Genomic DNA, 19317 nt, shown 5'->3' with positions numbered 1-19317 from the left:
CGGCTATTCCTCCAAAATCTGTTCGATTTTCGGTCCGATTTTTTGCAGCAAACGATCGACGGTTAGATTTCCTGACCATAATCGCTCCAACTCCGCGACCAACTCGTCATTGATCCGTCCTTGCTTCCGATGATCGGGGAAATAAGCGACGTCGTCAGCCGCTTGGACATAATCGCTGCGGTAAGGGAGCGCTAAAAATTCCGGTGAACGCGCCGCCGCTTCAAAAGCAGGAATATGCCCGGCTTGCGCCCATAGATCGCCGTGTCTCGTGAGCCAGTCTGCAAATTTCAGCGCAGCTTGGCGTTCAGCGGGATCGCCGTCTGTGCCGGTCGGCAGCGCCAGCGTATGCGCATCGCCCCAAGACGCGGGATGATCGTAGATTTGCGGCAGCGGCATCACGCCGAAATCGAGATTTTCCGCTTGTTCGAATAACCCGATCGACCACACCCCCAAAAATAACGTCGCCGCCCGTCCGCGTGCAAATTGACTGGTTGCGTCGTTGATATCAGGCGGTATCAGCTTTTCCCGATATAACGAATCGATATAAGTTAACGAGCGCTTCGCTGCGGGTTCATTGAGCTGCGCATGGGTACCGGATACGTCGTACAACTGCCCGCCTCCGTCGATTTGGCTGTATAGCGACCACCATAGCCATAGCGAGTCAATTCGAATACTCGGAACCGCAAGCGGCGCGACGTCTTCGGGAACTTGGGCGTGAATCTTTCTCAAAAATTCAGTGAATCCTTCTTCGCCCGGCTGAATCTGCACCTGTCCATCAGCGTATAGACCGGCTTGCTTGAGCCACTTTTTGTTGTAATACAACACGCCGAAGTGCGCGTCCAGCGGCACGCCGTAATGCGTACCGTTTATAATCGTTTTGCGTAAAATATTCGGGTTGTACCCGTCCCAGTCAATGCCGGCCTGCGCCGATTCTTCTTTGCCGACGACGGAAACGAATTTTGCAGGTACGAATTGGGCGTATTTCGAGACGTGCATAATCGCAAGCTCCGGCGCTTCGCCCGTGACGATCGCCGTCGATAATTTTGCGTAATAATCGTCTAATTTGTTGTTCGTCATTCGCACGGTAATGCCGTCTTCGTTTTCCTCGTTATATTTGGCGACCAGCGCGTTCATAAACGAGCTGTCTCCGCCGCTAAAAGGCGTCCAAAACTCAATCAAAACCGAATTTGGAGCCGCCGCTTCATTTTCGTATCCGCTTTCATAATTGTCGGTTAAACGCCATCCAAGCAGACTGACTCCGACAATCAGCACAGGCACTAACCACAGCGGCGTTCTTTTCCCATACCAAAAATCAGCACGGCGCATGATGTTTCCCCTCTCATCTGTTGGTGTGCGATTCTTTTCTTTATTGTAAATCCAAAAGCTTCATTCGCGATGTTTTTCGGCTTTTTCTCCAAAATACCGTCTATATCTAAAAATATGTCCATTGCGTCTAGAAAGAAACCTTTTTCCAAAAATAAGACACTTGTCTCCAAAGATTCGTCCTGTTCAAAGCTTTTCCGCTACGTTACGTTGAGAGCGTGCTTTTCCGTATCACGTCAAACAAGAATTTTGTAAGCGTTATCTAAACCTGTAAAATTCGAAAGGAGACGGAGAAATGAAGTGGAAAACAGGAATGAAAGGCAGTCTTGCGCTGCTGTTATTGGGCGTGACCGTAAGCGGCGGCGGATGGGGTACGGCACAAGCCGCGTCTACGCAAAAAAACGATTTTTATAACGTGATCATGCAAGACGGCGCAGACCCTTATATGGTGCGGCACGCTGACGGGTATTACTATTACACGAAAACGACCGGCAATAACGTCACGCTGTGGCGATCCAAATCGATGACGGGCATCGATGCGGGCGAGACGCTTGAAATCCCGACGGGCGGGCAAAATGTATGGGCGCCTGAGCTGCATCATATCAAAGGAGCTTGGTATATTTATTACGCCAAAGACGACGGAGACAATGCGAATCACCGTATGTACGTGATGGAAAATAAATCGCTGAATCCGCTCAAAGGCACATGGACGGACAAAGGGATGATTACCGACTCGACGAACCGTTGGGCGATCGACGGAACGGTGCTCGAAGCCCGCGGACAATTGTACTTCATTTGGTCGGGATGGGAAGGCGCGGACAACGTCCAGCAAATTTTGTATATCGCGAAAATGAGCAATCCGTGGACGATCGAGTCGCCTAGAGTCGAAATCGCAAGACCGGAACATACGTGGGAAACCAATCATACGCCTTACGTGAACGAAGGGCCGCAGATCCTGACCAAAGGCAATGATATTAGCGTCGTCTATTCCGCCAGCGGAAGTTGGACAGACGATTATTCGCTCGGACTACTTACGTCCAAAAAAAGCGCCGATTTGTTAGATCCGTCTTCATGGAGCAAAAAACCCGATCAAGTCTTCAAAAGCGGCAACGGCGTCTACGGCCCGGGTCACGCCAGCTTCACGAAGTCACCGGATGGTCGCGAAGATTGGATCGTCTACCATACGGCAAAACGTCAAGGTTCCGGTTGGGATCGCGAAGTCAGAGCGCAGCGCTTCACGTGGAACAGCGATAAGACGCCGAACTTCGGCGTGCCGCTCGATCCGAATATCCCGATTGAATTGCCAAGCGGCGAGCCGAAGCGCGATCGCTACGAAGCGGAAGATGGAAGACTGGCGGGTACCGCAAAAGTCTCGCAGCATCCAGACAGTTCGGGCGGTGCCAAAGTCGGATATATCGATACGCCAGAGAGTTATGTCGAAGTCGATGTGAACGTCGATAAAAACGGAACGTACGTCTTGTACGCGCGAACCGGCAACGGTACGGCAGGCGGCGGCTGGTCGACGTTGAAATTATCGGTGGACGGCGGCGCGCCAAGCGATTTCTTTGTGACCAATCAAGGTTGGGACAATTGGGGCACGTCTACGCAAAAGATGAGCCTGACCAAAGGCAAACATACGATTCGCTTTGCCAAAGGTGAAGGGTACGCGGAGATCGACGGATTTGATTTGTTCCGAGTCGGGAAGTAATTGGATCAGGAGAATTGATCGAATTTAGAAAAAAGCAGGATGCCGATACCGGCATCCTGCTTTTGACGTTGTCGTCTATTTATTTCATGGATCGCTAGTTAGCACTAGAGTATTCGGCGCAGCTCTAGCGCCACTCCACCACTTCGTTTAATTGCTGACGTGTTTTCGGCGTTGGCGAATCGGCAGCGCGGTAACCAAAAGCCGCCATACAAGCCAGACCGAATCGACTATTGTCCAATATGCCTTCTTCGACAAGCACACGCTCGACTTCATGCTTCACGAAGCCTTCCATCGGGCAAGAATCGATATGGATCATCGCAGCGGCGGTCATCATGTTGCCTAACGCCAGATACGTTTGGCGGCAAGCCCACTCGAACATCGCACGTTCGTTGTCTTGTAGGGCGAAGCCTGTACGTAAAAAGGTATCGTACGTTTTACGTTTCATCGACGAGATTTCTTCCGGCAACCGCTGAACGTCGTTCAGCATATGCGAGATATAGTCGGAGTTCGCCACCATTTCTTGCGGCAAACGCGCCAAGACCAAGATCGCATGGCTAGCCGAAGCTAACTGCCTGCGCGCCCCTCCGGCATATGCCGCGATTTTATCGCGCAATTCTGGATTTTGAACAACAACGAACTTCCACGGCTCGAAGCCGTAAGAGCTTGGAGACATTCGACCTGCTTCCAAAATAAAATCAAAATCTTCTTGGCTTACTTTACGAATTGGATCAAAGTCTTTGACCGCATGACGAAACTTATATGCGTGCAAAAGTTGGTTTTTGACGTCTTCAATCGATGGTTCCGATGTGTTGTTTGTATGTTGGGACATTGAGTTTCCCCTCCTTGGTATCATTCACTTCTTTCTCAACTTCCTTCCTACAACCACGATCAAGATCAGCGCGACGGCGATCAGCACGATATTAAACAAGATCTGAAGCGAATCGCTTGCGCCGATTTTCGGTTTGTCTTGACCGGAAACATCTGCATCCGAATCTTCTTCGGGTGGAGGCGGAACGAATTGCATCGCATATTCTTTGCCTAATGTCGCTTTGCTTGGCTTCGACTGTTCGATCTCGGTACGAAAAGCGTAGATATCGTAGTCCGGCATCTGCTGGTTTTCTGCTCCGTACACAATGCGGTACGGCCCACTTCCTGTGTCTTCGAACACAAGTCGATCCACGCGATAGCTGACTTTGACCGACTGAATATTGAGCGGCGAATTGCCTCCGTTGTCGATCACGACAATAGGCTTTTCATTATCAATCGGCTCAGCCAATCTAATCTCGGTATCATCAATCTTCGAGCCTGAAAGTTGCAGACGATTTAGACGACTCGGCGACAAGATACGTGTATTCGCGCCGATTCCTTTTTCCCGATTGACGTAAAACATCCGGCTGAACCCGCTCGCTCCGTCCGATGCTGTTGCATCCAACTTAATACGATCGATTTTGAGCTTATCCGCATTATACAAAACAACCTCAGACATCGAATCCGCAGACTCTACGTTAAAAGGAATCTCTTCGGTACGCAGAAAAGCTTCGCCGCTCACCGCCGTTGCCACATCGATTAGCTTACCTGCGGTAAGATCAAAAGAATCGTTGCCAACAGGAGCTGTGACTCGGTAATAACTGTACGTAACCGGGCTATTTAATTCAATCGTATTCCGATACGCACCTTCACTCGTCGAATACAATTCGCTTTGCGTCACAGCTTCCCAACGCTTGCCATCGTAACTGCCTTCGATCTGAACGTTTTTGAGAAAAGACGTCTTCGGCAATTCGAATGTTAACCGACTTCCGCGTACATCTTCATTTTGTGCACTTGGAATGACTCGAAAATCGAACTTCGTGGTATTTGCTCCAACGGCTCGGCGTACCTCTTCCAATCGATATTCTCGGTCCAATCCCCGTTCGCCATATTCCCCGGTATCCAAGTAATACGGCATAAATTTCCCCGAAGCGTTGACGATTCGAATATCGCCCAAGTTATTTTGCGCTCGTCCGTAAATATCCGAATCGAGAAATAGCGATTGGTATTGAGACGATTGCGTAACTTGGATTTCTTTGGCGAATGTCCATACGCCTGAGTTCTCGTCATCATTTTCAGAAGGTCGCGCCAAAGCGTTCATCACAGTATAACTCGGCAGATTGCCGATAGTCGAAGTAGCAGGAAGACTGGACGTCACCGTTAACAACGCTAGCAGACTCCAGATAATTCGGCGTTTTTTTATCGAAAACCGATTAAATCTTGTCGCAGGCTCGCGATCATTGTTGGTTGTCCGCATTCGAATTCTCCTTCCCTGCCGCCTCCTCTTCTTCTAGACGGTTTGATACTCGCTGATACATATACGAGATGCCGAGCAAAATAAATCCGGCTACAAAGAACGCAATAATACGGCTGCCTGCACCGCTTAATCCAAGATCGAACACTAACAATTTGGCGGTACAGAGCAGCGTCAAGATCAGCCCCATACGACGGATATAGACATAACGGCGACGGAATCCGTATACGATACATGCCAATGCCACCAGCAGATACACAACGCTGTAGGTGATTCCCGCATTATGGATATGCAATTGCACACCGAGTAAGGCGCTCACCATCACCAGACCATATAACGCGATCCCAACCGGGTACCATTCTCCGTTTTGCGGATAGCGGCGTACCGCTTTTTGCACTCGGCGGCTAACGCTCCAGAAAATCAGAATATTAACGGCTAACAAGACAAAGAGAGCTACATAATCGGCTAGCGTATTTTCTGACCATTCTGATTTAAGCACCGGGCTAGTGAACATAAGGGCGATCCCGATCAAGCAACCTACTGCATATTGGATTTGTGCGTATACTCGGATAACACGATCTTGAATCGACGGGAAACGCGTAACCGCCCACGACAGCAACGCCGTCACCCCTGCCGCCAATAACATTTTGTAGAATAGGTAATGAAGATCCGACGGGAAGCGCAGCAGATCATACACATAAAAAGCTTCATATAGCGCATAGATCCATGTGTTGCCGATCGCGACATAGCGGATAATGCGCAGCAGACTTCGTTCTTCTGCCGAATACCGCATACGCGGAGCTTGAGTTTGTTCCAAATCGGCTGAATCCGTACGGCTTGCGGAATTTTTCCATTCCCAGATATAAAAAGCGGCAAGCGCTAAGGTTCCAATCGTAATCAACGTGTACTTGACCATAAAGGTATACGGGCTCGCATCTATAACCAGCAGACTCAGGCTATGCTGCGGCAGATCGACCAAGACGAACGCCAATACGCAAAGCCCCCAGACTGCCCAGCCTGCTCGTTCGAGCATTTTCGAACCGCTACGACTGCCGTAAATGCAAAGCACGAGCGCTTCGGCAAGCCAGCCCATTGCTGACCATTCCCAACCCAGTTGGAACGGTACGATCAGAATCGCAAAGACCAATGCAGTCAGATCGAATAGCAAACGCGTATTTTTTTCTGCCGGCACGAACTTTTCTGTCAATCGTCCAAGCCCGAAATACAGCAGACCGAACAGCAAAGCCAATAATCCTCGGAATTCAATCGCTCCAGCCGATTCTAACAGCGCGTACATCACGCCGCATCCAACCAGCGTGTTGATCGCGAGCAGTACCACATCCCATTCTTTCAACTTTTGCTTGAAGCGCATTGGGTAAGCAAGCGTTGAACCCAAGTACATCAGGAACGTCAAGAACGCATAAGCGGCGCCGACCCAACGGCTGTCTGCAAGCCATACCAGCAAGATCATCGAAGGCGTATTCAAAACAAAGCTGAGATACGCGATAAAAATCCAGCGTTTATGAAGCGAGACGAGGAGCAGGAGTAAATTGAGCAAGAACAGATAGCCCATCGCCGCGTACAAAAATGTCCCTTCCAATCCGAATGCCAACGCGAACGACAGCAGCGGTAAATAACCGCCGATCAGCGCAAGTGCGCTAATCGTTTGTGATTCATAACGCAGCGACAGCAGCAAGGTCACGACCGTGATGAGTACCGATAGTCCGAGCGCGGTAAACATCCCGATAATGCCGAGTAAAAAATAACTGTAGAAAACAGAACCATATAATACTGCCGTTCCGCCTCCAAGTAACCCCAATGCGAAGGTACGGCGATTTTTGCGATACGAAAATTCTCCGGCACCCAGTAGCAAAGCACCGAAAACGAAGAACACGGTTCCTTTTGTATAATCGTTGAACCAATTGGAATAGCCGTAACCAAAAGCTAGACCGACCGCGATCAAGATCAGCACAATCGCGATCTTATTGATCCAATTCAGACCGATCTTCATCTCTAAGCGATTTTGCCGAATTCGGCGCTGAATGGTCGCTTCGTCGACCCCTTCTTCGGTCATCCCTTTATATTCGTCGTTGAGAGGTCCCAATGTCCGGCGATTTTCTTGTTCTTGCACACTGCGTTGATATTCTAAACTACGTTCCAAATGCTGCGATAAGTTGTCCAGCCGTGTAGCAAACTCCGCTTGCTCTTGATCAGTCAGCTTGCGCGAAGCAGTCATCATTTTATGTATACGCTCGCGCGTCTTTTCTTCAAATTGTCGCAGCCGGTTTTTGCGCATCACGTCTTCGCTGGCAAAATACGTTTCCAGCTTTCGGTTCGACAATCTGAGAATGTTCAGTTTTTCGTCCAAAATCTGCTCGCTCAATGATAGACGCAAATCTGAATTCTCTTGCTTCAACTTAGCAGCTTCGATCCGAAGCTCATTTAACTTTCGCCTGTCTTCTTCGGTTTCGCGGCGAAGCTTTTCATTCTCATGGATCAAATCGCTAGACTCATACTCCTTCAGCAGCTCTTGCGTTTCGCGCAATAACGTTCGCTGATTTTGTTCCATAGTAAGGAGCCGTGTTTTGAACTCGTTCATCCTCGAAGCCTCCCGGGTGTCTTTTTTTCAAAAAAGCGGGTTGATGGATCTATCTTATAGAGATTGCTACGTGAATAAGTATACTTTCTGTTACCCTTTTTACTAGATTTGGTTCCAAAAATATTAAAATTGATGTCATTTACTTCTCCAGGAAAAAAGAGTATGCTAGTCAAGCCAAGAGTTACACTATGTAAACCATTGAAAAAGGAGTTTATCTGATGCCTGCTTCTACCCTCTCGCCTAACCCTTCCAGCAAAATTCAACTTCCGATGCTGCTGCTGATGTTCAATCTATTTATCGCACTGCTTGGACAAGGCATGGTTATTCCGATTTTGCCTGATTATCTCAAACAATTCGGCGCGGCAGGAACCGCTGCAGGATATTTAGTCGCGGCTTTCGGCGCCGCACAGTTTCTATTCTCGCCGATCGGAGGTCAGCTCTCTGACCGTTTCGGTCGCAAAAAGTTAATCATCGCTGGCTTGTTTCTAACCGTAATCTCAGACTATTTGTTTGCTATCGGCAATACGCTAGCTCTGCTGTATATCGCTCGTTTTATCGGCGGAATGGGGCTTGGCTTGATGGTGCCTTCCGTTATGGCTTATGTCGCGGATAGTACGACAACCGATAATCGCGCCAAAGGCATGGGTTATCTCGGCGCAGCGATGAACCTCGGCATGGTACTTGGACCCGGTCTTGGCGGGCTGATTGCCCAGCACGGCATTCGGATGCCTTACTATTGGGCGGCTGGGCTGAGCCTAGTCGCAACGCTGCTGACTTTGCTGCTACGTGAAACCTTATCACCGGAGCATCGACAAGCGGCAACGATCCGCAAACGCGAACCGGTCACTCGGCAAATCGCGGAATCGTTCCGTACGCCTTACTTCCGTTATTTGCTGCTTGTGCTTGTCATGACCTTCGGCTTGATGAATTACGAGACGGTCTATTCCTTATTCGTTTCGCAAAAATACGGATTTGATGCAAAAAGCATCTCGATCATTATTACGCTTGGCGCGATCGTCGGGATCATCTGCCAGATTTGGCTGCTCGATCGCCTGGTACGTCGCTTTGGCGAAATTAAGCTAATTCGAATCTCGCTCGTCATGAGCGCGGTCGCTTTGCTACTCATGTTAATCCAATTCAATATGATCTATCTGCTTATAGTCTCGGCTTTGTTTTTTGCGTTTAATGCCTTTTTACGTCCGACGGCAGGCACACTCATCGCCAACTCGGCGGGAGATCGTCAAGGCTATGCGGCTGGGCTTAACACTACCTACAGCAGTATAGGCAGTATGATCGGCCCTCTGTTCGCGGGTTGGTTATTCGATGTTCAGATCGATCTGCCTTATGTATTAGGCGCGGTCATATTAATATTCGCGCTAGCATTCACGCTGGAACGCAAAATGCGCCAGATGCCTCTCAAGGAGCATAGCCATGAGTGAAACTTGGCATCAACACCGCAAACAACAAAACCGTGACGATATTATCGCCGCGGGTCGGCAACTCTTTTTCTCACAAGGCTTCCCGGGCGTATCCGTCAAAGACGTCTGCGAACAAGCCGGCGTCAGCCGCGTGACTTATTATAAGCATTTTCAATCTATCGACGAACTCGTATTCACTGTGCAAATGCAAGCACTCGAACATTTGTCCGAGAATATCCAAATTAATGACGATCCTCAGCTATCTGGACGCGATCGTCTTCATCGAATGCTACAAGCCTGGAGCGTCTATACGTTGCAAAACAAAGCAGATATGCGATTTATTCTGTTATTTGATCTGCATTACGACGCTTACCCGCCCGACGCCAAACTGCTGAATCAATACAAAGCTTTTATTGATCTAAAAAAACAAACGCATTTCCTAAACGCTCCACTCCAAGCCGGAATCTCCGACGGCTCGCTCCGCCCTGATCTTCACGTTCTGGAAACCGGCGAATTCATCTTTACCGCCATGATGGGCTTGCTCCAAAAATTGAGCTTCGGCGATCCCACCAAACCTCAAACTCACCCCATATCGCAACGTATGATCGATATGATCTTGAGTTCCTTATCCCCACGATAAATCCAGCGATTTAGCTGAGATTTACTGTATTCGAATTGTATAGAATTATTTCAAAAGGCTCTTTTCTTAGGAAAAGAGTCTTTTATTTAAAAGAAGATTTTGTACGTCCGCACCTTACAAGCCAAGCGGAGAGAGAAATTCAGTGCAGGAGCGTTAGCGTTCGCCTTTGAAATCGAGAAAACCCATTCCAAGTTTAATCAAATTTTCTCGATTTCAACACGCGACCGAAACGAATTTCTCTCGCAGCGCCTCTTCCCCTCCACCAAAACTTTTTTTAAAAGAATCTTTCACTTTGTGATTTTTGTCACATTTAAAATTTAATCTTTCCTCTATGATAAAGACATGGAAGACGTCACCTACAAAAAGAGCCGCTGAACAAGCGACCCAATACAACTCATAGGAGAGTGGAGAAAATGAACAACTGGCTAAGAACAAACAAAGTCGCAATGTGGTTACTGACAGCACTGCGTGTGTATATCGGGATCAAATGGATTGAAGGCGGATGGGGTAAATTAACAGGCGGAGGATTCGACGCTTCGGGCTTTATGCAAGGCGCACTCGCCCAAGCAGGCGGCGATCACCCAGCGGTGCAACCGCTTTGGGCGAACTTCCTCGAACACTTTGCCCTTCCGAATGTCGGGCTGTTCAACGTCTTGGTTCCTATCGGTGAATTCGCAGTCGGTCTGGGACTGATCCTCGGCACCTTCACTACTTTCGCCGCTCTGATGGGCATGGTCATGAACTTCGCCTTCTTGTTCTCGGGCACAGTAAGCACCAACCCTTACCTGATCATCGCTGAAATCTTGATCGTCGTCGCAGCTCTGAACGCTGGAAAAATCGGTCTGGATCGTTGGGTCATCCCTTACCTGAGAGCCCATGTCTGGGGTCGCAACAAAAAAAATCAAGATGTCGTCGGAAATACGCCTCAGCAAAATAAATTCGGAGCTGCTTAAGCTTCTAACCATCCAAACAAAGAAGCCTTCTACACATTCCAACCGGATGCGTAGAAGGCTTCTTTTACCGTAAACGGTCAGGCACATTCATTCCATGACTTCGAGCTAAATCAAGCAACGCAGATGCTCCGTAACGAACTGCCATAAGTACCTCTTCTCGCTCTTGCTCGTCGCGATATATCGGCATCTTCTCTGAACAGGCTTCAACCTCACTTGCGTACGGCGAGTATGCAGAATCAAAAGGCGGCGGGGTAGAAAAAGCGGAGAAATCTGATAAAAAAGAAGATGAATCCGGAGCCTGTTCTGCGGACACAAGTTCAAGCTTGGATACAATCGGCTCTAACGCCGCTGAAGCATCTGCGCCTTCTTCGCTGCAAAGCATCAGCAATTCCATCAACTCTGCGGCACGTTCAGGATCGCGAAAAGCAACCGGTTCTCCGTTGGTAGAATCATCGTGCCCGACCAGCTCGCCCAACATCAATCCTGCCCATTCCGCGACTTCGTTGACTTCTTCCGGCAAAACCCGAATCCGAATCACATCTTCGTCTGTTCTTTTTTCCATAGTAACTCCTCCTTTTCGACCGACGTCAGCCGATCACTCTTCTTTCTTTTATTGTAAAAGATAAAATAAGAAGATAAAGAGAAGATATAAGGAATGTTTTTTCTTATTTTAGACCGGCTTGCAGCGCGGACCAAAATGCTGCATCTTCCATCCCAAGCGCATAAACCGAAATACCGGCTAGACGGTATTTTTTCACCAACTGTGCTTTCAACTTGATGCTATACGCGTCTTCATACCAGACGACATGCCGATCTCCGTCATCTGCCTGATAAGCAGCCTTCATCGATTTCGACTGCGGATCGCGCTTACCCGTAAGCGATTGCTCGCGTATCAGCTTGCGAATATTTTTCCAAGCCATCATACCGCCGCTTTCATCGCTTGGATCGGATAGATTCCAATCATTGCCGTAAGCCGGAACTCCGGCGAGCAGCTTGGACGGCGACACTTTCGTAACCGCGAACTTGAGTGAAGCATCGATCCAACTTAGCCCCGCGGCAGAACCGGGTTCGCTCCACATGCCATGCTCATCATAAGTCATCACTTGCACGAGATCCGCATACCGACCGATTTTTTTGTAATCAAAAGCGCCTGACCAACCGTTTTGAATATCGTCTTCGGTCTTTGCCGGCACGGATACCATTGTTTTTTTGCCGTATTTACGCATTTCTGTTGCCGTATCGCGTACGAATAAACTTAGCGCTTGGCGATCTTCGGGAACCACTTCTTCAAAATCGATATTGATCCCGATATAATCATGGTTTCGCACAGTTTTTATCATATTCGCAATGAGTTGGGCTTTGACTGTCGGATTATTTAAAACCTGATGGGCAATCTGTCCGTCCCAACCCTTTTCCCCGTAATTCGAGACTAATGCGTACGCTTTTATGCCATATTGATCGGCTTTTTTCAAAGCTTGCATCGGGGTAGATCCTACTAGATTTCCGTTGCCATCCGTATTGAGTGTATCTGTCGCAAGCAGATTGAATTGACTGTGATACTGTTTAAGCGATCCGTCGGATTGATCCGTATAATATCCCAACACAATCGGCATACTCGCAACTTGCGGCGTCGCTCCGAGATCCGGGGTTGGGCTTGAACTCAGTAGTAATGCAGCCGCAATTAGCGCGGCTACTATTTTCGTATAAATCATGAGGATTGCCTCCGCTTCAAGTCGTTCACCTCAACAAAAAAGCGGCATCGCCCGAAGACGATTCCGCTTGAATGGGTGTGACTTTAATTTATAAGGTTGAAGCTGAATTGGCAACGAATATCTATAGCTTGCATTAACGAACGTCTGACGAGCCTAGACGATTAACGTGTCTTGGAGTTTGACCATCGCTACGGCGTCTAGCATGCTTCGAGCCGTTACGCAGTTCATTGGTCAATTCGGTAAACCAAGCTTCGTCACGCATTTCCAGCGCTAGATCGATCAAGCTCAATAACTCTTGTTCGCTTCTGCGCGGCGTATCCGATAGCTTCTTCATTCCGCGATCCGATACAGCAATTTCTTTGCCCATCAGCTCTCGATTATCACTATGGGTCACCTGTAGCAAAGCCGTCTGAATCGGCGCGCTCGCGGCAATCAGATACCCGTGTACCAGAGCTCCGTCGTCGGTATATGCTTGAACCCAATCTCCCGTCGTCCATTTACTCATGTTGATACACCTCTCTCTTCCCCGTTTAAAAGTTTGTTGTTTGCTAGATTGATTAAAAGGAATTATACTTGTGCTATAACTGTAATTATAAATCATACAGTTCAAAAGGTCAACAAAGGTGAAACCGTCTTAGCCGCCTTTCAGAACTTATCTTTATTATTAAGTCAAGTTGAGGAGGGATAAACAGTGAATAGCGAATTTCCTACAGCCGTACATCTTCTTGTTTATCTTGCGTATCATCTTCCCAATCCGGCAAATAGCGAAGAACTAGCCGCCAATGTCGGAACCAACGCCGCCCGTGTTCGCAAAGCGATGGGGTGTTTGCGTACCAACGGTTGGGTCGGAACGCGTGAAGGGGTAGGCGGCGGATACTTTTTGACTGTTCCTCCATCCGACATTTCATTGGCAGATGTCTACCGTGCTGCTTGCTGCGGTGCACTTAAGCCGAAAAAAAGTACAGGTCTTGCAGACAGCGAATGTACAATCTCTTCGGGTATTTCAGGTGCGATGAACGATTATTTCGAAGAAGCGGAACAGCATTATTTGCGTTACTTCGACGGTGTTACTATACAAAACGTATTAAATCGAATTTTGGATCAAAATAAGTCGTAACCCACAACATTTTTGACCTATCCTTTTCATCGATCAAGGAAGATCTGCGGAATCCGCGTTTTTTCGCAACAAATAATCGGCATAAGCTCTAGATAGATTCCAAGACTGCCAAGCCCCTTCTCCATCTCGTCTTTGCAGCGTCGGCTTGTTGATCCAGTGTTGGATCTCTTGGTTTCCAGATAAGCTTTCCTTTACTAATACCGGCGTTGCGTCGGCAGATAACCCCATCAGGTAAGTCCAATCCGCCGACTCCGCTTCACGCTGCAAGTTGAGCTGTGCGATGGTTCGATCCATCAACGAATAATTGAGCGCCACATACGCACATACCGCAAGCGCGACACTCCAGCGTCCTAGCGGAAGTTTGCGGAATTTGATACATAAAGCGAACAGCATCAGTAGCAAAAACAAAAAGATCATAAACGCATGTACCAAAAATCGCAGACGCGTATATCCATAAGCTTCTTCATACAAGAGCAGCCTTGCAAAAGCCGAACCCAACATCGCGACCGAACAAAAAACGAGAAAATAGAGCAGACCGTTTAATACTTTTGGCATTTTGCCTTCTCCCGAGTTCGTCGCATACATTCCCAATAGCAGTAATGCAAAGTTTATGAACGTTACCCCGATCAACTCACCGAAACCGCTTCGAGCATACTCCGCGTATGACGAGGATTGAGGCAGTACGCCTTGCCAAGCCCCAAACAAATACGAAAATTGAAAAGCGACAAATAACAGATAAACGAGATTAATGATAATCATCAGCGTAATCGTTACCAAAGGCTGAAATTTAGCGAAAGGTTCTTCGATACTCGGCATTGCAGGCCCTTGCACCAACGGTTTGCGGCGCGGCGACAAGAACCCTGCCAAATACGTAAACAAGAAGACCCCGATGATGACGGCCCAGATTAGACGAATCGGCAAAGTTCCCAGCGTCAGATTGGTGAAAAGCAGTGGAATCTCGCCAGCTAGATTGCGTAACACCCCGTCTGCGGAAAAAAGTAACATCAGTACAACGGTCAGGATCGGAATAGCGATTAATAATCCGGATAAGATTTGTTTGCCCGCTGAATTTTTATTCGAATTTTGCGAAGTTTGTTCCGACTTTTTTTGAAGACGAAAAATCAAGAACACATCCGGAATATGCAAAATCGTTTGTTTCAACACATAACCGATTCCATCTACAATCAACATCGGATCGTACCAATCCCGTTTGCGGTCGCTCAGCATATAAGTTAACTGCCACGCTATAAGACTGGGAAGGGCAATCAAATTCAAAGTAAAAAAGACCGGGTTGTCGAACAGCGCATACGAAAAAGACAGTAGAAAACCCGCACCTGCAAGCAGAATACCTGGCACTTCCAGTGGACGCATGACTTTTCGCCCGAACTTCCATACATAGGCGTACAGCAGCAGCCAAAATAACGGCACCGATATACCCGGCAAATGCCCGAAAAATAAATACTGATGTAACCCTCCAAGCCCTACTGCCACAATCAAAGGATACGTTAACTTTCTACGGCTTTCTTTGATCCCCTTATTCATTTATGAAATCTCCTATCCGCGTTGTATTCTTTTTCCATTGTAGGTGATAAAATAAGAAGATAAAGAGAAAGCTTTGGAGCAGTTTTTTCTTATTTTGTAGAGGAGGATACATCATGAAGTTGCACAGGCAATTTTTGCTACTCCATGAACGGTACGGAGCAGAGGCCACCGAAGCGAATGGGGTACAGCTTACGCTTGCCGAAGTTGCCGAGACGTTGGATTGTACACATCGAAGCGCATTAACGGTAATCGGAAAAATGGGAGACGCCGGATGGATTCAATGGTTGTCCCAGCGAGGGCGCGGCAAACGATCGGAATTAGTATTTCATGTCACACCTGAAGAAATTGCGGCACAATCGGTAGCGGAAGCGATTCGGCGTGGCGATTTTAGAGGAATTGCCGGAGAACTTGGCGACAATCCACCTTCCCCCACTATGCAAAAACGCCTGCAAGAATCGTTACGTAACTATTTCGGGCACCACTCGGAACTGCTGACCAATCGCCAGATCGACACGCTACGGCTCCCGATCCGTCAGCAATTGCACGCGCTTGATCCGTTACGAACCAACTTGCTCGCCGAATCTTTCGTCGTCAGCCATCTATTCGATGGTCTGCTGCGAAAAGAAAATGGCTCGGATCAGATTTTGCCTGCACTTGCTCATCACTGGGAGTCTTCGGAAGATTCGAGATGCTGGACGTTTTATTTGCGAAAAGATGTCTCGTTTCACGATGGCAGCATCATGACCGCCGAAGATGTCGTGTACTCTTTCGAACGGATGCTGAAGTTGCCGGAACGCGTTTTGTACGGGTTTATGTTCCGCAATATCGAAGAAGTATGGGCAACCGGTCCGCTCACGGTGAAAATCAAGCTCAAGCGCGCGCATACGTTATTTTTGCCTTTCTTATGTACCAGCCGAGCCGCGATCCTACCCAAAGATACGTTAAAGCGCGGAGAAGAAGCGTTTAGCGCGCAGCCGATCGGCACTGGACCTTTTCGTTTGCATGACCTGGATCGAGACTTGTGCATCTTGGAAGCATTTCCGGCTCATTATGCGGGTCGAGCCCATCTTGACCGTGTCGAGATCGTAAATATTCCGTGGCGCATCCAAGGCGGCGAAGATCCAAAAGAAGAAACCGATCTGCCTTTCCATGTGCTTCCGGGCGGAACGCCTAGCCTTTCCTCGGCTCAGCCATCGATACGCGAAGTCACGCAGCCGATTCAACCCAGATTCGATCATCATCACCGCCCGCATTTTCGGCATAATGATCAGCCAACTGCGCAACCTGGCAAACAGGCTGGCTGGACGCGTACCCATACTGAAGTGTTTTCACGTAAATTCGTCACCTGTAATACCAAAAGCGGACCTCTTCGCGATCCTCAGCGGCGTGCGGCAGTCATTGCGGCTATTGCAGATCTTGACGTTCCTGAACTTGAAGGGGCGTTACCAGAAATCTCGGTTCCAGGCGAACTTTCACCGGCGGAATCTACCGAAGACTTGAATCTCGCGAACCGTACATCTCTACGATTACTGACGATTCCGCAATACCGCAAAGATGCGTTGCTGATTCGAGAACGTTTATTGAAAAAAGGATATGCGTGCCGCATCATTATCGTGACCGTTGATGATTTTAAAGGTCGCACTAGGCTTGCCGCAGACTTAATCTTATTTTCGTTAATTCGCGATCGGGACGAACAACTGCGATTATTCGATCTGTACATGAATGTCTCGGAACATACCGATTCCAAAACGCGTCTGTCTGTACGAAATGCACTGCGCCGAGCTTCGTTCGATGCTACGCCGCGTGGTCGCGGACGCGAACTGGACGATATCGAACGATTGCTGATCGCCAGCCATCAACTGCATGTTCTGTACGAGACTCCTTTGCAAACTGCTTACTTGCCAAGTATTCGCGGCATAAGCTTCGGTTCGCAAGGTTGGATCGATCTTCGTACGATTTGGTTCCCGCCGACGTCTTGATTGGTGCTACTCATAGTAAAAAGCCGATTGCTGTGTGCAATCGGCTTTTTTGATTTATGCAGAACACGGTAGAGACGTTTTTGGGCACTATTTATTGCTTTTAACGCTGCTTAGAAATCTTTCGGTGCGTCTCCGCGTCCGCAACCACATACAACTTGGCATTCGGCGGAATCTGTTGATCCAATTTGCGATTGATCCCCAAATCTTCCCGATCCGCGATCAAAGTCGCGCCTTGAGCAAGTAGAGATTGAAAAGCATCGCCGTAAGTCTTCCAAGAGAGATCAACCACCACTTCATATACGTCGCTGCCGTTCGTTCGATTGAGCAGTTGGGTAATGACGTCGGAACTGCCTTCATGCAGCGCCGCGCGAACAGCAAGGCGAGAAATCGCGTCATGCGACAAAATAAACTCGTTGACTTGGGCATGACGGAAATTTTGCACGTGGTTTTCGATCGTGATCTCAACGGTCGTATGCACATGCGGCGCGATCCGTTCAATACTCGATACGACGAGCAGCGATTTCCCGTCGATCAAAGCCGCTTCTTGAATCCGTTCATCCGCGAAAATGATTGCCGCGCGGCAATCTTTAATATTCGCTTTTGCCAAAATAGAATCGGAAGAAGGATCGCCGCTCACGAAATGCACTTGTTCCCACGTTTCGAGCGGATGGCGATTCGATTCATCGATCAGGACGATCTGCGTTTTCGGTGCGTTTTCCAAAATTTCTTCGATCGCTGAACGGGCTTTTTTACCCCAATTCACAATGATCACATGCTGTTTCCCTTCAAAAGTCAATGTCCCCGCTCCTCTCTGACGCTGCACTTCCGCAATCGAATCAATCACTTTCCCGATCACCAGACTGAGTAAGCCGATTCCGAAAATGTACAGAAATATCGTGAATCCTTTGCCTGCTGGCGAAGTCGCAAAATAATCGCCGTAGCCAACGGTCGCCATTGTGGTTAATACCCAGTAAAACGCATTAAACCAATTTTCAAAAGTTGCGGGTTCCAGCGCATAAGCGATCGTCGCACTGAGTACAACAAACACTAAAATAATACTGCCAATCGTCGTTTTGCGCAGATGCATCAACCTTGTCGATAGCCGAATAAAAAAATGCACGGCTTGTTTCCTCCTACTACGCTGCTCAGATGTAGCAACGCACCGTATGTAATATGAGGTGATCGATTTGAAACGAAGACAGGGGCTATCACGTAACACCACGTATGTAAAATCTGCCGGGAAACCCGGCTTTAACTGAAGCTGGAGGTTATATCATGTCGATGTTCAAACGTATCCGCAATATCTTCGCCAAACCCGAGGCACCGATTCGAGAACGCGGTATTCTCGAAGTGGGTCCCGGCGACATCTGCGAAGTTTCGCTCGTCACCTACGAAGTCACAGGGCGCACGCAAAATACGCGCCGCAAAGCTGTCGTCTTGACGCTCCGCGACGGCGCCAATATCTCGTATCTCGTCATCGAAGAACGAGAAGAGAACAAATACGCATTGTATCACCCGATCGACGGTCGCCTCGATTCGATCCAAGAAGTGCCGACCACGATGGATCTCGACGGCACCGTCTACCATCTCGAAGAGCAATACAACGGTCACGTCTCGACCGTCGGCAAAACGCCTTTCATGCAAGGCGGCGACCAATCGGTCTGGCAATACCAGTCCGACAACATGAAGCTGCTCCGTATCGAATGGATGGACGGACGCTTTATGCTGTACGAAGGCGAAGACATCCCGCCCGCCGATGTCCGCGTGATTCGCGGCGGCAATTCATAATCAATAGGCTACCGCTCAATCTATACGCTATATCCCGATGTTCTAACAAGACCGCGCCCACAAATTCCGTGAGCGCGGTCTTTACTTTCCCAAATCGTATATCTCTTCATGCGATAATCTTGAACTCTCCCACCCCAGCCCAGCGCATGCGAAGGCGCCGCAATAGCGAAGGGAGAAATTCAGTGAAACAGCGGATTGAACGAATTTCTCCCGCAGCGCCTCCAAGCACCTAAGCTTCCCTCAGCTTTACCTATTGC

17 protein-coding genes are annotated in these 19317 nt (G+C 48.5%); 7 read left to right on the top strand and 10 right to left on the bottom strand.

Translation table 11 applies throughout. The features are described 5' to 3' along the window. Positions 1 to 3 precede the first annotated feature (3 nt). A complete protein-coding gene (locus NOM90_RS14020; RefSeq protein WP_255942726.1) occupies positions 4 to 1326 on the bottom strand; it encodes an extracellular solute-binding protein in 1323 nt (440 codons plus the stop codon). Further along, the gene (locus NOM90_RS14015; RefSeq protein ID WP_255942724.1) at positions 1278 to 1496 is read right to left on the bottom strand and encodes a hypothetical protein; all 219 of its coding nucleotides are present in this window, start codon (positions 1494 to 1496) and stop codon (positions 1278 to 1280) included. The genes NOM90_RS14020 and NOM90_RS14015 overlap by 49 nt, the downstream gene beginning before the upstream one ends. Before the next feature lie 122 nt (positions 1497 to 1618). Here NOM90_RS14015 and NOM90_RS14010 point away from each other — a divergent pair, with 122 nt between their 5' ends. After that, complete coding sequence (locus NOM90_RS14010) at positions 1619 to 3031, top strand: family 43 glycosylhydrolase (protein WP_255942723.1); 1413 nt, start codon at positions 1619 to 1621, stop codon at positions 3029 to 3031. A gap of 124 nt (positions 3032 to 3155) precedes the next feature. On the opposite strand, the gene NOM90_RS14005 is transcribed toward NOM90_RS14010, so the two are convergent. Genes NOM90_RS14005 through NOM90_RS13995 form a run of 3 tightly spaced genes read right to left on the bottom strand, consistent with a single transcriptional unit; the run spans position 3156 to position 7911 of the window. After that, positions 3156 to 3860, bottom strand: coding sequence for an NAD(P)H-dependent oxidoreductase (locus tag NOM90_RS14005; RefSeq protein ID WP_255942722.1), 705 nt, complete (start codon positions 3858 to 3860; stop codon positions 3156 to 3158). Between the two features lie 24 nt (positions 3861 to 3884). Beyond that, entirely contained in the window at positions 3885 to 5315 is a 1431-nt protein-coding gene (locus NOM90_RS14000; RefSeq protein ID WP_255942721.1) for a DUF3999 family protein, read from the bottom strand. Beyond that, positions 5296 to 7911: a DUF2339 domain-containing protein gene (locus tag NOM90_RS13995; RefSeq protein ID WP_255942720.1), complete on the bottom strand. Its 2616-nt coding sequence runs from the start codon at positions 7909 to 7911 to the stop codon at positions 5296 to 5298. Before NOM90_RS13995 ends, NOM90_RS14000 begins: the two co-directional genes overlap by 20 nt. A 218-nt stretch (positions 7912 to 8129) precedes the next feature. Here NOM90_RS13995 and NOM90_RS13990 point away from each other — a divergent pair, with 218 nt between their 5' ends. The 3 genes from NOM90_RS13990 to NOM90_RS13980 all read left to right on the top strand — a co-directional run bounded on the left by NOM90_RS13990 (position 8130) and on the right by NOM90_RS13980 (position 10922). Continuing rightward, a complete protein-coding gene (locus NOM90_RS13990) occupies positions 8130 to 9350 on the top strand; it encodes an MFS transporter (RefSeq protein ID WP_255942719.1) in 1221 nt (406 codons plus the stop codon). Continuing rightward, complete coding sequence (locus NOM90_RS13985; protein ID WP_255942718.1) at positions 9343 to 9969, top strand: TetR/AcrR family transcriptional regulator; 627 nt, start codon at positions 9343 to 9345, stop codon at positions 9967 to 9969. The genes NOM90_RS13990 and NOM90_RS13985 overlap by 8 nt, the downstream gene beginning before the upstream one ends. 413 nt (positions 9970 to 10382) lie before the next feature. Continuing rightward, positions 10383 to 10922 (top strand): DoxX family protein, encoded by a 540-nt coding sequence (locus NOM90_RS13980; RefSeq protein WP_255942717.1) that lies wholly within the window; start codon positions 10383 to 10385, stop codon positions 10920 to 10922. A gap of 64 nt (positions 10923 to 10986) precedes the next feature. Here the strand turns inward: NOM90_RS13980 and NOM90_RS13975 are convergent, their stop codons facing one another. From NOM90_RS13975 to NOM90_RS13965, 3 genes are all read right to left on the bottom strand, one after another. Next, complete coding sequence (locus tag NOM90_RS13975; RefSeq protein WP_255942716.1) at positions 10987 to 11484, bottom strand: hypothetical protein; 498 nt, start codon at positions 11482 to 11484, stop codon at positions 10987 to 10989. Positions 11485 to 11587: 103 nt separating this feature from the next. Then, complete coding sequence (locus tag NOM90_RS13970; protein WP_255942715.1) at positions 11588 to 12634, bottom strand: glycosyl hydrolase family 18 protein; 1047 nt, start codon at positions 12632 to 12634, stop codon at positions 11588 to 11590. Between the two features lie 133 nt (positions 12635 to 12767). After that, positions 12768 to 13139: an IDEAL domain-containing protein gene (locus tag NOM90_RS13965; protein ID WP_255942714.1), complete on the bottom strand. Its 372-nt coding sequence runs from the start codon at positions 13137 to 13139 to the stop codon at positions 12768 to 12770. Positions 13140 to 13325: 186 nt separating this feature from the next. Between NOM90_RS13965 and NOM90_RS13960 the strand changes: the two genes are divergently transcribed. Beyond that, positions 13326 to 13751, top strand: a complete 426-nt coding sequence (locus NOM90_RS13960; RefSeq protein ID WP_255942713.1) for an RrF2 family transcriptional regulator — start codon at positions 13326 to 13328, stop codon at positions 13749 to 13751. A 33-nt stretch (positions 13752 to 13784) separates the two neighbouring features. Here NOM90_RS13960 and NOM90_RS13955 read toward each other — a convergent pair whose 3' ends face one another. After that, positions 13785 to 15293 (bottom strand): DUF4153 domain-containing protein, encoded by a 1509-nt coding sequence (locus NOM90_RS13955; RefSeq protein WP_255942712.1) that lies wholly within the window; start codon positions 15291 to 15293, stop codon positions 13785 to 13787. 113 nt (positions 15294 to 15406) lie between these two features. Here NOM90_RS13955 and NOM90_RS13950 point away from each other — a divergent pair, with 113 nt between their 5' ends. After that, complete coding sequence (locus NOM90_RS13950; protein ID WP_255942711.1) at positions 15407 to 17272, top strand: ABC transporter substrate-binding protein; 1866 nt, start codon at positions 15407 to 15409, stop codon at positions 17270 to 17272. Positions 17273 to 17372: 100 nt separating this feature from the next. Here the strand turns inward: NOM90_RS13950 and NOM90_RS13945 are convergent, their stop codons facing one another. Next, a complete protein-coding gene (locus tag NOM90_RS13945) occupies positions 17373 to 18392 on the bottom strand; it encodes a potassium channel family protein (protein ID WP_255942710.1) in 1020 nt (339 codons plus the stop codon). Positions 18393 to 18547: 155 nt separating this feature from the next. On the opposite strand from NOM90_RS13945, the gene NOM90_RS13940 reads away from it, so the two are divergent. Next, the gene (locus tag NOM90_RS13940; protein WP_255942709.1) at positions 18548 to 19060 is read left to right on the top strand and encodes a DUF4178 domain-containing protein; all 513 of its coding nucleotides are present in this window, start codon (positions 18548 to 18550) and stop codon (positions 19058 to 19060) included. The last annotated feature ends 257 nt before the right edge of the window (positions 19061 to 19317 follow it).

It is taken from the genome of Saccharibacillus sp. JS10, assembly GCF_024436065.1.
In the GTDB taxonomy this organism is placed as follows: domain Bacteria; phylum Bacillota; class Bacilli; order Paenibacillales; family Paenibacillaceae; genus Saccharibacillus.
Note: the sequence above shows the minus strand (reverse complement) of the source record. Positions and strands in the feature narration are given on the sequence as shown.